This window comes from Pseudopedobacter sp., from assembly GCF_040392825.1.
GTDB lineage: Bacteria > Bacteroidota > Bacteroidia > Sphingobacteriales > Sphingobacteriaceae > Pseudopedobacter.
In genome coordinates this window covers 1-13,084 of sequence record NZ_JBEBVH010000101.1, presented here as the reverse complement: position 1 = coordinate 13,084, position 13,084 = coordinate 1, and the positions used below count along the sequence as shown (strand labels likewise).

At 35.8% G+C, this 13,084-nt stretch carries 12 protein-coding genes and 1 pseudogene; 7 read left to right on the top strand and 6 right to left on the bottom strand.

Translation table 11 applies throughout. The features are described from left to right. Nucleotides 1-216 precede the first annotated feature (216 nt). Nucleotides 217-651 carry an Hsp20/alpha crystallin family protein gene (locus ABWO41_RS08935; RefSeq protein ID WP_353136665.1) on the top strand — a complete coding sequence of 145 codons (435 nt, stop codon included), beginning with the start codon at nucleotides 217-219 and terminating at the stop codon, nucleotides 649-651. Nucleotides 652-1,697: 1,046 nt separating this feature from the next. Here the strand turns inward: ABWO41_RS08935 and ABWO41_RS08930 are convergent. Next, nucleotides 1,698-2,018 (bottom strand): DUF493 domain-containing protein, encoded by a 321-nt coding sequence (locus ABWO41_RS08930; protein WP_353136662.1) that lies wholly within the window; start codon nucleotides 2,016-2,018, stop codon nucleotides 1,698-1,700. Nucleotides 2,019-2,078: 60 nt separating this feature from the next. Here ABWO41_RS08930 and ABWO41_RS08925 point away from each other — a divergent pair, with 60 nt between their 5' ends. Continuing rightward, complete coding sequence (locus tag ABWO41_RS08925; protein WP_353136659.1) at nucleotides 2,079-2,702, top strand: sugar O-acetyltransferase; 624 nt, start codon at nucleotides 2,079-2,081, stop codon at nucleotides 2,700-2,702. On the opposite strand, the gene ABWO41_RS08920 is transcribed toward ABWO41_RS08925, so the two are convergent. After that, the gene (locus ABWO41_RS08920; protein WP_353136656.1) at nucleotides 2,692-3,306 is read right to left on the bottom strand and encodes a tetratricopeptide repeat protein; all 615 of its coding nucleotides are present in this window, start codon (nucleotides 3,304-3,306) and stop codon (nucleotides 2,692-2,694) included. The genes ABWO41_RS08925 and ABWO41_RS08920 overlap by 11 nt on opposite strands. Nucleotides 3,307-3,573: 267 nt before the next feature. Between ABWO41_RS08920 and lon the strand changes: the two are divergent. Then, a pseudogene (gene lon, locus ABWO41_RS08915) lies at nucleotides 3,574-6,048 on the top strand (endopeptidase La). 71 nt (nucleotides 6,049-6,119) lie between these two features. Here the strand turns inward: lon and ABWO41_RS08910 are convergent. Next, nucleotides 6,120-6,941: a helix-turn-helix domain-containing protein gene (locus ABWO41_RS08910; RefSeq protein ID WP_353136653.1), complete on the bottom strand. Its 822-nt coding sequence runs from the start codon at nucleotides 6,939-6,941 to the stop codon at nucleotides 6,120-6,122. A 125-nt stretch (nucleotides 6,942-7,066) separates the two neighbouring features. Then, on the bottom strand, nucleotides 7,067-7,915 hold the full coding sequence (locus ABWO41_RS08905; protein ID WP_353136651.1) for a hypothetical protein: 849 nt from the start codon (nucleotides 7,913-7,915) through the stop codon (nucleotides 7,067-7,069). Between the two features lie 338 nt (nucleotides 7,916-8,253). On the opposite strand from ABWO41_RS08905, the gene ABWO41_RS08900 reads away from it, so the two are divergent. The 3 genes from ABWO41_RS08900 to cmk all read left to right on the top strand — a co-directional run bounded on the left by ABWO41_RS08900 (nucleotide 8,254) and on the right by cmk (nucleotide 10,956). Next, nucleotides 8,254-9,084: a universal stress protein gene (locus ABWO41_RS08900; RefSeq protein ID WP_353136648.1), complete on the top strand. Its 831-nt coding sequence runs from the start codon at nucleotides 8,254-8,256 to the stop codon at nucleotides 9,082-9,084. Between the two features lie 155 nt (nucleotides 9,085-9,239). Continuing rightward, complete coding sequence (locus ABWO41_RS08895; protein ID WP_353136645.1) at nucleotides 9,240-10,226, top strand: lipid A deacylase LpxR family protein; 987 nt, start codon at nucleotides 9,240-9,242, stop codon at nucleotides 10,224-10,226. 49 nt (nucleotides 10,227-10,275) lie between these two features. After that, nucleotides 10,276-10,956 (top strand): (d)CMP kinase, encoded by a 681-nt coding sequence (gene cmk / locus ABWO41_RS08890; protein WP_353136642.1) that lies wholly within the window; start codon nucleotides 10,276-10,278, stop codon nucleotides 10,954-10,956. Nucleotides 10,957-10,974: 18 nt separating this feature from the next. Here cmk and ABWO41_RS08885 read toward each other — a convergent pair whose 3' ends face one another. After that, nucleotides 10,975-12,180 carry a M23 family metallopeptidase gene (locus ABWO41_RS08885; RefSeq protein WP_353136639.1) on the bottom strand — a complete coding sequence of 402 codons (1,206 nt, stop codon included), beginning with the start codon at nucleotides 12,178-12,180 and terminating at the stop codon, nucleotides 10,975-10,977. A 38-nt stretch (nucleotides 12,181-12,218) separates the two neighbouring features. Beyond that, nucleotides 12,219-12,437 carry a hypothetical protein gene (locus tag ABWO41_RS08880; RefSeq protein ID WP_353136636.1) on the bottom strand — a complete coding sequence of 73 codons (219 nt, stop codon included), beginning with the start codon at nucleotides 12,435-12,437 and terminating at the stop codon, nucleotides 12,219-12,221. A 244-nt stretch (nucleotides 12,438-12,681) separates the two neighbouring features. On the opposite strand from ABWO41_RS08880, the gene ABWO41_RS08875 reads away from it, so the two are divergent. Then, the coding region (locus ABWO41_RS08875) for a S1 RNA-binding domain-containing protein (RefSeq protein WP_353136633.1) at nucleotides 12,682-13,084 on the top strand (403 nt) is incomplete at its 3' end.

Below are 13,084 nucleotides of genomic sequence, written 5' to 3'. Positions count from 1 at the left end.
TGCTTATATTTAAAAATATCTCCAGGTCGTAATATCGTTTTTAAAGATATAAACATTATTACATTCAGGCTGTATAAAAAATTGCATATAACACCCTTCAGAATTGGAGCAGACTACTTGAAAAAACTAACAAAAAATTAACACTTTCATTGTGTAGCTTGGAACATTGTTTGCTTGTTTTTTAGCATCTATTTATTTAAAAACAAGGAGGTTATTATGGCAAATCTTGCAAAGACCAACAGAGGAATACCCTCATGGGCTGATTTTTTTAATGCAGATAATTTTTTCGACAACAATTGGCTCAGTAACTTTGACAAAGAATTCCCTGCAGTTAATATTGCCGAGAATGAACAAAATTATTCGTTAGAAGTCATCGTACCAGGTTTTAAGAAAGAAGATTTTCAGGTAAAAGTAGACGATGATATCCTCACCATTAGCGCAGAAACAAAATCAGAAAACAACGAGGAAGGCAAAAAGAAAGAATATACAAGACGTGAATATAGTTTTCGTTCTTTCACCCGTAGCTTTCGATTACCAGACAATGTAAAGGACGATGACATTAACGCTTCTTACAAAGATGGCGTACTTCATTTATCATTACCAAAATCGGAAACTCAGGTAAAAGCAACTAAACAAATCAGCATTGAGTAATCAAATTAATCTTTTTGGACGTTAAGTGGTAAACGTCCAAAAAGAGGTTATCTTTCTTACGCAAGTATTAACATTCTATTGCAGTACTTTTTTAAGCGTACTGAAAAATCACTTAAATATCCTTTTAAACCAAGAACTCTATCTATCCGAAATATTTCTATGGCTACTTACCTAACAAAGTTCTTTTTTCATTAACCATTAAAGTATCTCTATGAGAATAATCAAACCAGCGAGAGCTTTAAAATTTCCAGATTTATAGTGCTAAAGTAATCTATTTCAAACAGGTTTTACAGGGGTCTTTTTCGGGACTTCTTCGGGTCAAGTCCACTATAATAGTGGACTTGACCCGAAGAAGTCTCAAATAAACCTACTTAAATAGTATTGTAAGCGCATTTTTATGTTCGATTTTTATAAAAAATGAACATAAAAATACAAGGCTATAAAAACATCATTCAAAAGAATCCTATTTTCTGAGCAAAGTGACATGATGCTAATTCGCTAAAAGCTTTCCTGATCTGTTTTTACTCTTTTCTACTTTGGAAAAAAAGACGCTATAATTCCATTAAAATAACCAATCGCTTGAGAGAAAGCGATACTTAGCAAGTTATATCTGGGATATGATATATTAAAATTATTAATGAAATAATAAAAAGAGAAAAATATATGATCATACTTACCATCCGCCCTTCCTGAAACAGACCTGACGTATACTTCAGTTTACAAAGCGCCTACTGTTTTCCTGCGCTTCACTTACGTTTCTCCTTCATTCTGTAAGCGTAGCGTAAGACAAACGTAAGCCAGGCGTAAGAGAAACGTAGGACAATCGTAAGAAAAACGTAAGCCAAACGTAAGGGTTGCAAAGGAGATGGTACGGACGTGTGCAGGAGAAACGTAGGAAAAACGAACAAGAAACGTAGGAAAAAATTTATTGGAATTTTAGATCTCCCGGGGAGTGTTCAATAAAGTGTATCATTATTGAAAGATCTACTCCCAAAATAGATTCATTAACGTATAACTCGCAGCTGGCAGTCCAATAATTGTAAAAACTAAAGCATCATAATACCTTCTATTGCAGCGGCTTTTTTATAATAAGCTATTACTTCATTGGCATCATTAACATCTTTAGCTACTGTCAGAGAAATATATTTTCCGTTTTTAGATTCATTGGTCTGCATAGCCTCATCAGGAAAGATTGCTTTTATTTCATCCAATTTATTGACTTCGTTTTTTACGATAAATTTAAAGCTATATTTTCCCGGAAAGGATTCTACCTGTTCTAATTTTTCTTTAAAGGTCGCATAGAAATCTTTTCCATCTAAACCATCTTCTATATTTTGAAAATTGACAATTTTATTTTGATCTTCCATAATAATTCTATTGTTTTTCTTTAACAATCAAACTCTATACCTGTTCTAAAAATTGCTATTTTGTCAGCAATTAAACAGCGAGTAGAATTACCCTGTATTTCGAATAAGGAAAATATGACAGAAAAAGAAAAAATGCTAGCAGGGCTACCTTATAATGCTCAGGACGAAATTTTATATAAAGAAAGAAGAAATACAAAAAGACTGCTACGCCAGTTAAACATTTCTGAATATCTGGTAACTAAGACAGCGAAGAGCATTATTAAACAGCTTATACCTCATGCTCAAAAAAATCTGTACATAGAACCTCCTTTTCACTGCGATTATGGCTACAATATTTATTGCGGTGAAAATGTATATTTCAATGTTAATTGCGTGTTACTGGATTGTTGCAGAATTGAAATAGGAAATAATGTAATGTTTGGACCAAACGTTCAAATCTATACGGCCACACATCCTTTGGGTTTTAAGGAAAGAATGGAATATGAATTGGCAAAGCCTATTACCATAGGAGATCATTGCTGGATTGGCGGAAATACAACTATCTGCCCGGGTGTGACTATTGGTAGAGGCAGTGTAATTGGTGCGGGCTCTGTAGTAAATAAAGATATCCCGGAAAATAGCCTGGCAGTCGGCAATCCGGCCAAAGTAATTAAACAGCTGAATGGAGATTCTGCTATCGGTTAATATCAATAAGTATTTGTTTTGAACGCTCTATTTGATTAACAATATCCCGTCTTGCAGAATTTTCGGCCAGAACTTTTTTCAAATCGGCTATAGAAGAATTTGCTGCCGAAACCACTGCGTTTTTGTTATATATACCGTTAACTTTCTGGCTTTTATAAACACTATATTCCTGGTAAGCTAACCCGCGGTTCTGGTAGAATTTCATGTCAGACGGATTTAAAGATATCCCCGTAGAAAAGTCTCTGATTGCGCCTAACAACAGGGGCTCTTTTTCGGTAGAATTAAGTTCTTTTATTTGCTGACAAAGATTCAGCTTTGCCTTTCCTCTGTAATAATAAGCCACCGATTCGTCTGGTTTATAAGCAATTAACTTATCAAAAGCTTTGATAGACTTTTTGTAGTTATTAGCGTGATAGGCAGAATACCCCATCAAATACAGCGCATTCATATTTGAATTATCTGCGCTATAAGCTTTTTCAAAATAGTTTGCTGCGCTGCCGAAATCTCCATTCATCATAGACCTTTGTCCTAAACGCTCGAAAGGTTCCTGAGCTAACAACGATAACGGCAAAAGGACATTAAATAAAATAACTAATCTTCTCATTCCTGTAAGGGATTTCCTTTCACAATTTATAAAATTTACCTGATGAAAGTTATTTTAGTAACGTTGTATGGCTATAAATATTTTCACAGTCAATACTTCATGACTAATTTACATGATAAATTGGATTTTGTAAGTAAAAAATTGCATATTATGGTAATTTAAACCCGGATAGATTATTGGCATAACTGTTGAACTTTATAGTGCAGCCAGTATAAAAGTTCCTTTCGGCTTTTCAATCTGACAAATTGGCGTTCAAAAAAAATTAATATGAGCAAATTCGATAAATTCGATTTCAACCAGGCATTACCATTAATTACTGAAGATACGGAATTCTTTCCTCTGATATCACAAGAAGATGAGGAAGAGATGAATAACGAACAAACTCCCGAAGTACTTTCAATATTACCATTAAGAAATACGGTTTTATTTCCCGGAGTAGTTATTCCTATTACTGTTGGCAGAGACAAGTCTATAAAACTAATTAAAGACGCTTATAAAGGAGATAAAATCATAGGTGTTGTTGCACAGAAAGATGTCAGTATAGAAGATCCCATTTTTAACGATTTAAATAAAGTTGGTACTGTTGCCGTCATCATCAAGATGCTTCAGATGCCTGACGGGAATACTACAGTTATTATTCAGGGGAAAAACAGGTTTGAACTACAGGAAGAGGTTCAACAAGAACCTTATTTTAAAGCAACCGTTAAAAAATTCGAAGAAATCAGGCCAAAACTGGATAAGGAGTTTAAAGCTATGGTTTCTTCCATTAAGGAAATGGCTGTTCAGATTATACAATCTTCTCAAAATATACCATCCGAGGCCGGGATTGCCATTAAGAACATCGAAAGCACTCCTTTCTTAATCAACTTTATTTCTTCTAACATGAATAGTTCTGTTGAGGACAAGCAGAAGATGCTTGAAGTTGCTAATTTGAGAACAAGAGCCGAGATGGTTCTGGGGCATCTGACTTTGGAATTGCAGATGGTGGAAATTAAAAACCAGATCCAAAATAAAGTAAAGATAGATTTAGATAAGCAACAACGGGACTATTTCCTAAATCAGCAGTTAAAAACCATTCAGGAAGAATTGGGAGGAAATTCTCCGGATATGGAAATAGAAAATCTGCGGGACAGAGCCAAGAAAAAGCTTTGGAGTAAAGATACTGCCAGCCATTTCAATAAAGAGCTGGATAAATTGGCCAGAATGAACCCTGCGGCTGCAGATTATTCTGTCCAGATCAATTATCTGGAGGTGCTTTTAGATTTACCCTGGAATTACGCTACCAAAGATAATTTCGATCTTAAACGGGCTCAGAAGATATTAGACAAGGACCATTACGGATTATAGAAGGTTAAAAAACGCATTATTGAGTATTTGGCTGTTTTAAAACTTAAGCATAACATGAAAGCGCCAATACTTTGTTTAGTTGGTCCTCCGGGAGTCGGAAAAACTTCTCTTGGTAAATCTATAGCTAAAGCTTTGGGACGCAAATATGTTCGTATGGCCTTAGGTGGTGTTAGAGACGAAGCAGAAATCAGAGGACATAGAAAAACCTATATTGGCGCTATGCCGGGAAGAGTTATCCAGTCTATTAAAAAAGGCGGCAGTGCAAATCCTGTTTTTGTACTGGACGAGATAGATAAAGTTGGTAATGATTTTAGGGGTGATCCGTCTTCTGCTCTTTTGGAAGTTTTAGACCCTGAACAAAATAGTGCTTTTAACGATCATTTTCTGGAGTTGGATTACGATTTGTCCAATGTCATGTTTATAGCTACTGCAAACTCTTTGAGTTCTATCCAGCCTGCGTTATTAGACAGGATGGAGGTTATAGAAGTGAATGGCTATACCATAGAAGAAAAAATAGAAATTGCTAAAAAGCACCTGCTTCCTAAGCAAAAAGAACAGCATGGTTTAAAAACTAAGGATGTTGCCTTAAAAAATTCGGTAATCGAAAAAATTATCGAAGATTACACCAGAGAATCTGGAGTACGTGGTCTGGAAAAAAAGATTGGTGCTGTTGTTAGAGGAGCCGCTACAAAAATTGCTATGGAAGAGGAGTACAATGTTAATTTTGGCCCTCAGGAAATAGAAGAAATTTTAGGCCCTCCTATTTTTGATAAGGATTTATATGAAGGAAATGATGTTGCTGGTGTTGTAACCGGTTTAGCCTGGACTCAGGTTGGTGGCGACATCTTATTTATTGAAGCCAGTTTAAGTCCGGGAAAGGGAAAAATGTCGCTTACCGGTAATCTGGGAGATGTCATGAAGGAATCTGCCAGTATCGCTATGGCTTATATAAGAGCACATGCAGACAAGTTTGGCATAGACTACAGGATATTTGACCAATGGGATGTGCATATTCACGTTCCTGCTGGCGCCACACCTAAGGACGGCCCTTCTGCAGGTATCACCATGCTTACCGCTTTAACTTCTGCTTTTACGCAAAGAATGGTTAGACCACATTTAGCTATGACGGGCGAAATCACACTTAGAGGCAAGGTTTTACCTGTTGGCGGTATTCAAGAGAAAATTTTAGCTGCAAAGAGAGCTAATATTAAAGATGTCATCCTTTGCAAATCAAACAAAAAAGACATATTGGAGATCAAAGAAAATTACATTAAGGATTTAAACTTCCATTATGTAAGTGAAATGAGCGAAGTAATTGATTTAGCTCTTTTAAATAAGAAAGTTAAGAATCCATTGGATCTAAAATTTAAGAAAGCATCTGACGAAGATAAATAATATTTACCCCAATAAACGGTCTCATATATTTATTCAATATAGAAGACCGTTTATTATTTTATCCAATATTCTCAACCATAGTTGGGATATTGCAACATAGCTATATATTGAACAGGAGTCTTTCCTGTAAAAAAACGAAATTCACTGATTAAGTGGGAATGGTCGTAAAAACCAAATCTAACAACGATCTCCCACCAGTCTGTACACTGACTTTCTTCTATATATTGCCGAGCCTGATTAAATCGGAGCAAGCGCTGGAACATTTTCGGAGTCATTCCTATTTCGGCCTTAAATGCCCTTTCAAGAGTTTTTGGACTTGTCTTGATTGTTTTTTGCAACGTTTTTATAGTCATATCTCCTGCATTACCTTTCAAGATAGACAGTGACGTCAAAACACAAGCCTTATTTCGCTTTTTTCTATTTCTGGCCTTAACACACAAAAAATTATCAATCAAACAAATAGATTGGGCAATACTTTTAGACTCAATTATTTTCTCATACAATGCAGTAATTTCCTTACCAAAAAGGATTTCTGCGTCCACAATCCGATCTGTGAAATCATTTAGCCTCATACCTGTAAGTTGAAAAACTCCGGTAGGTGTAAAATTTACCGCGACTAGGTCCAAATTAAGAGAGCTACTGAACAATACACTTGGCGAAATAGCTTGCCCTACAAAATAAACTTTGTACTTTAAGCTTATCTTCTCTTTTTTCTGCAAAACTATATTGTCGAGGGGGCAAATATTGAAGATAAGACCTTGGAATATTGGCGAATAATCTGGAAAGATGAAAGGTGTCAAATGCTTAGCGCCTGTCACCCTATAATGTGTAACAATACCCTGCAAGCTGGGGTGAGGTGGCACTTCGGCATATTTAAAAAAATCCAATGTCATGAAAACTCAGGTGTAAATTGGTTGCTTACATAAAAAACCCTGCTATTATGAATATAGCGGGTTTTTTATAAAAATCCAACCTTGCCACCGTTGCTATCCGCAGTGAACGGAGAAACAACCTCATTCTACGGCTTATACGTGATCTCTGCTACGAATGTCTCTGCTGGATTTGTTCCTACTTTTTTCGTTCCGGTCAATTTTGTGGGAAATTTTGGATTTTTGCTGTCGCTAAACTCATAGACATAATTCACTTCTACATTACTCCCCCCAAAAGTTCCAGTCAGTTTCAACGGATTGTTCCCCGCTCCCAAGATATCTTCAAAACCGATATTGTCGCCCAATGGAGCTCCTACTAAATATCGGATCTCTTTCCACCCTACGACATTCTTGAAAGGTGCATTCTTATCATCGTACGTGATTGCCACTTCTCCGGCAACTGTCCCCTCATCAGATAAAACCGCACCGGTCAAATTCCCTGAATCGTAACTAAGTTCAATCTCCATACCACCGACTCCTTCTCCAGACACAATAGTCTTATTACCCGAATAGCTAAGCTGCGTTACGCCGTCCTCTCCACTAGATCTGAAGTTATCGTCCTTCGTTAGCCTGCCGCTTCCATCATAGCTGTACGCATTATAATCATCACTATTCTCTGAACCCCAATATACCTTTTGAATATGTTCTCCGTCATATACGTAAGTTGTGAATGTTCCACCATTTTCGGCTATTTTATCAATCTTAGCAGTATTTCCCTGATAGGTAATGGTATAAGTTTTAGTTGCTCCATTAGAAGTCATAACAATTGTTTGGAGCAAGGTTGCTGTTTCCGGATTCGGCTGTTCTCCGTTATCAGGATTATCCGGGTCGTCTATGACAGGCTCTTCAGGTTCCTTTATAGATTCCCTATTATCCGATTTCTTACATGACACAATGGTCACTGCAATCATAAGCAACAGTAAATATGTCCTTTTCATTTTTTCTATATTTTAGTCCTTATATTAAAAAACACGCTCAAGCTAACCAAAAGCGGTGTTTTTCAGCCAGCTTTGCTAAAGTAGCAGCTATTTCTTTGCCCGTATAGGAAAAAAACGACATTTTATAAATTATAGAAAGAAAAGTAAAACTATTAGGTTCATCTAACTGCTAACTAGGAAAAGGGAGGCTTATTCCTAAAAAAGAAAATCCTTTCGGTTATCTGTATTTTGGCAGCTATAATTGAAATTGATAGAAACATACCTTTCTTAGTTTTCTTTAAATAGTTTTTTATAGTTAATTTAACAGCCAAATAATAAGATTTTACAAAATTGAAATCATGAAAATACTTGTTGCCACAGACTATTCTGAAAACTCAAAGTCTGCGATAGAATTTGCTATTCAGCTTGCTGAACAAAACAATAATATTGAACTGAGCTTCTTTCATTCTCTTCACGTTGGTCATCCTTTCGAGCTTAACGATGAAGATTTTGAAATTATGGAGAAAAACAAGGAGTTGGAAGACGAACAGGTATTAAAGAACTTTGTTGACAGCATTTACGAAAGTATTCAGATTGCACCTAAAAAGCATGAATATATAATTAAGGAATCTGTGGTTCCTCATGGGAACATTATTAATTATGCTGAAAAAGAAAATTTCGACTATATCTGTGTAGGTGCAAGGGGAGCTTCTAAAATAGAAAAATACCTAGGAACAAATACCGTAAATATTATTAACAAAACGACTATTCCAGTATTTGCTATTCCGTCTACTTATCAATCTCATAAAATTGATAAGGTCATGTATGCTTCTGATTTTTCTGATTTAAACAAGGAGCTAAAAACTGTTCTTGACTTTACATCAGATTTACATACTGAAGTAGAGGTTCTTCATTTTGCATTCCCTTCGGAAACGGATCAAAGAATAAAAGATGCAGAAAAACTAAAAGCAGAGTTTAACAATGAACAGGTTAAATTCACTATTATCCCAAATAATGCTTTAAAACCTGTTATCAGCAATATTAAAAATTACGTTAAAGATAACGGGCCTTCTTTATTAATTATGTTTACGGTACAGCATAAGTCTTTCTTTGAAAAATTCCTGTTTGCGGGAAATACAGAAAGTATAGCTTTAAAAGCCACAGTGCCTTTATTGGTTTTTAAAAAGTAATGAAGCTGTCTAAAAAGCCAAAGAACAATATTATTTCGACGACTTTAGGAGATCACCTGCTACCGGCAGACAGGTCTCTTCACCCCACGCATCGAAATGATGATAATCTGTACTTTTGATTTTGAGACTTTGTTTCTATTAGTTATTGCTCCGTTATGCATTACAAACACCTATTCATTCTGACATTCATTATTAGCCTGATAACGGGAAATTGCGTTTACGGACAGAATAATAACAGCTATAATTCTGAATTTGGTTTTACTAGTGATAATGATGCTTATCTGGCTATGGGACAGGACCAATATTATACGAATGGCCTTTTTGTAAACTATAGAAGGGTTATGCCTGAACATACAATCCATAACACGAGGGTCGCAAAAAAAATATGGGAAATCAAAATTGGCCAGCAGATATACAATGCAAAATCAGGATATGTGCCTGGCAGGCAATTTATAGATAGACCTTTCGCCGGTTACCTTTTTGGTTCTTTTTCCAGACACTGGCTTTTTAAAAATGAAAATGGATTAAAAGCCGAATTGCAGATAGGTACTATAGGCGACCGCTCCTTTTCAAAAGAGGGCCAGGAACTTTACCACGAAGCTCTTGGATTTTATGAAATTAATGGATGGCAATATCAAATACAGGATGGACTGGGAATTAATGCCAGAGTTTCTTATTTATATAAAATGACCCAAAACCAGAAAAATAATATTGATTTAAGCCTGCCTGCTTCTGCACTTCTGGGAAACAGCTTTTCGGGCCTAAGAGCAGGATTATTGTTCCGAACCGGAAAAATAAATCCGTTGAATAACTCTATGGCAACAAATAGTAACCTGGCTCATACGGGACGTTACGAAGGAGAATTCTACTTCTTTTTAAAACCGGAACTCAATTGGATAGCATATGATGCAACTATATCCGGATCAATGCTGAGAAAAAAAAGTGAAAATGAAGTGACATTTGACAGTAAACCATTTGTCTTTTCTCAAGAACTGGGACTTGCTTATGCTAAATCGAGATGGAATTTAGGTTTCTCTCTGATATTCAAAACTAAAGAAATAGAAAGCTCTGCGAAAGCTCATCAATACGGAAGCATAAAAATGGGCTATAAGTTTGGAAAACGTTATATAAATAACAAATAACACCTCAGGATTCCCCAAGAATGTCCTTTATTAATATCTTTGCAGTCTCATGAATAAAAATATAGTTGTTGCCATAGACGGTTATTCGTCATGCGGAAAAAGTACCCTTGCCAAAGCTCTGGCAAAAAAACTCCACTTCATTTATATTGACAGCGGCGCAATGTACAGGGCTGTAACTTTGTATTTCTTACGAAACAACATCGACCTGGAAAATGATGCTCAGGTAAAAAAAGCTTTAGAAGAAATAGATTTAAATTTCCATTCCAGGGATTATAATTCTCATATCTTATTAAATGGGGAAGATGTTTCTGATGAAATCAGACAAATGCACATTTCTGAAAATGTAAGTGCTGTCTCGGCCATAAAACAAGTTCGAGAAGCTATGGTGAAGCAGCAACAAAAGATGGGAAAGTCTAAAAATATTGTAATGGATGGTAGAGATATTGGCACTACAGTTTTCCCTCATGCCCAAATTAAGCTCTTCATGACTGCAGATCCTAAGGTTAGAGCCGAAAGAAGATATAAAGAGCTTATAGCAAAGGGCGAAGAAGTAACTCTGGAAGAGATTTTCGAAAACCTTGCTCACAGAGATTATTTGGATACTACACGTAAAGAAAGCCCCTTAACACGAGCAGAAGACGCCATCATTCTGGATAACACAGAACTTACTGAAGCTGAACAATTAAATTTTGCACTTGACAGAGTTGTTCCTTTTCTGGAGCCAGCTTAAATTTCTCATAATGATACATCAATCAGATAAAACCCAACCTTTGGTGTCTTCCTGATTGATGTATACAAAAGTTCCTGTTTTTGCTAAAACGGTATAACTTTTCTCAGGATTGAATAAGCCAACCGGAGCAGATGTCTCTACAGGACTTTTATAAAGCTGTCTAGCTGTTTTTATTTTTGCCGATGGCTTTTTTGACAACAAAATCAGCTTTTCTGAATATTCTAATTTTTGAAATTCATTTTTATAACTCACGCCTTCAGAAGAAACCGATAGAATATTTACAGGTACAGCAGAAGACGCTCCGCGGTTAATTACAACCTCATTTCCTAAGTATTTTATTTCTGATTTTAATTTTGGAGGAACAGTATCTTTCATCAGAACATAGTTTAAAGGATCTACTGCTCCAGATCCGATATAAATACCAAAATGCAGATGTGGTGCTGTTGCTTTCGCGTTACCTGTATTCCCAAGAAGCCCAACAGTTTCTCCTTTTTTAACCTCCTGCCCCGCCGTTACTAACTGGCTATCAAGATGTGCATAGTAAATTATTTGTCCGAACAGTCCCAATCTTTGCCATACCACTTTACCTCCCAAATTGGTTTCCTGTACCCTGCTTATTACTCCATCTTCAACCGCAATTACCGGGGTTCCTCTTTTTGCAAAAATATCTATGCCTTCATGTCTACGTACTCCCCCATCTCTATCTACCCCCCAGAAACTCTTAATGGAACTATTGCTCGCTCCCTTTACCGGAAAACCTAATTTAGGTTCGTCAATAATTTCCAAATCTACCCTTCCAGATACTAAAAGCTCTGGTTGCAATCTTAAAATCAATGTTTTGTCCTGTTTATCTTCGTAAAATAAAACAGTATCAGCACTTTGGATACTAACCAGGTTATTAAGCTGATCTTTCCTTTCAAGAATATCTATAAAAACACCAAACGGTTCGTCTGCAGTGGTTTTAACTTTAAATTTCACTTTTCTTGCAGACGAATAATGAATAATATATCCTAACGCATCCGGAGAACTTTCTCTAAAAAAAATACTCTCCTGAAAAGGTATGGAGACTTCTTTTAATGGATTTCTAACAGCTTCTTCACCATTTGATACCCAGGCCTTTCCCATTTTTGTTTTAGATAAGCCTGTGCTTTCAAGTTTATTTAAATAAGTTTTGTAAGGAGAAACCTTAAAAACACTCTTACAGGAATGCAGCAGCAATAACATTAAAAAGCCTATATAAATATACCTGTTTAGCTGCATGTCTATTCTTCTTCGTTATGCTGATCATACTGTTGCTCATCTTGCGGAAGATCTATAGTATTTGTAATTTTTTCCTCTGCTGTTTTTCTATAATCGTCCATAGAGTATTGCCTTTTTTCGGGATTAGGGTGCTTAAGCGTTTGCTTTGCGTCAAATTCCTTTTCTGCCGAAATTTCGTCCTGATTGGCTTCTTTAATATTTTTTTCTTTTTGGTTTTTCATGGTAAACTAGTTTTAAGTACTGTATTATTATAATAGCATATATAGTGCCGGTTACCTATATATAAATAAACGCCGTTACTTTCTTTGTATATAAAGGGGATAATAACGGTGTCTGAAATAATTAAAAACCTGTTTGAGAATAAATGCAAAATGCTCAAAATCAATCAAATTTATTTTCTATTTCCGAATATATATTATTACCTTTGCCATCCCCAAAGCGGGAAAAAAGGAGATAATTTATTTAATGGCAAAAAAACAAGTAGCAGAAAAGGAGTTAAAAGCAAAAGAAGCAGAACTTCAAGACACTAAAGGTCGTGTAAAAGAGACATTTGAATCAGAAGCTGATTCATTATCTATCGACGAAATTAAATCATCTAGCCGTCAGGCAGATCCGGAAGATTTCGACTGGGATGCAGACGACAAAGTTTTCGGTAACTACAGCCAAACCGAAAGAGAAAAATTAGAACAATTGTACGCAGGTACTTTCAACTCTGTTGAAAAAGGTGAAATTATTTCAGGTACTGTTGTTTCTATCAACAACAAAGATGTGGTATTAAACATTGGTTTCAAATCTGATGGTTTAGTTCCATTGAACGAATTCCGCGACATGCCAGAATTAAAAGTTGGCGATGTTGTAGATGTATTTG

What these genes read in the sequence shown, in the direction of transcription:
- ABWO41_RS08920 (WP_353136656.1), bottom strand. Translation starts at nt 3,306, where the DNA reads ATGAGAAGATTAGTTATTTTATTTAATGTCCTTTTGCCGTTATCGTTG.
- ABWO41_RS08905 (WP_353136651.1), bottom strand. Translation starts at nt 7,915, where the DNA reads ATGAAAAGGACATATTTACTGTTGCTTATGATTGCAGTGACCATTGTG.
- ABWO41_RS08935 (WP_353136665.1), top strand. Translation starts at nt 217, where the DNA reads ATGGCAAATCTTGCAAAGACCAACAGAGGAATACCCTCATGGGCTGAT.
- cmk (WP_353136642.1), top strand. Translation starts at nt 10,276, where the DNA reads ATGAATAAAAATATAGTTGTTGCCATAGACGGTTATTCGTCATGCGGA.
- ABWO41_RS08885 (WP_353136639.1), bottom strand. Translation starts at nt 12,180, where the DNA reads ATGTTATTGCTGCTGCATTCCTGTAAGAGTGTTTTTAAGGTTTCTCCT.
- ABWO41_RS08895 (WP_353136645.1), top strand. Translation starts at nt 9,240, where the DNA reads ATGCATTACAAACACCTATTCATTCTGACATTCATTATTAGCCTGATA.
- ABWO41_RS08910 (WP_353136653.1), bottom strand. Translation starts at nt 6,941, where the DNA reads ATGACATTGGATTTTTTTAAATATGCCGAAGTGCCACCTCACCCCAGC.
- ABWO41_RS08900 (WP_353136648.1), top strand. Translation starts at nt 8,254, where the DNA reads ATGAAAATACTTGTTGCCACAGACTATTCTGAAAACTCAAAGTCTGCG.
- ABWO41_RS08930 (WP_353136662.1), bottom strand. Translation starts at nt 2,018, where the DNA reads ATGGAAGATCAAAATAAAATTGTCAATTTTCAAAATATAGAAGATGGT.
- ABWO41_RS08880 (WP_353136636.1), bottom strand. Translation starts at nt 12,437, where the DNA reads ATGAAAAACCAAAAAGAAAAAAATATTAAAGAAGCCAATCAGGACGAA.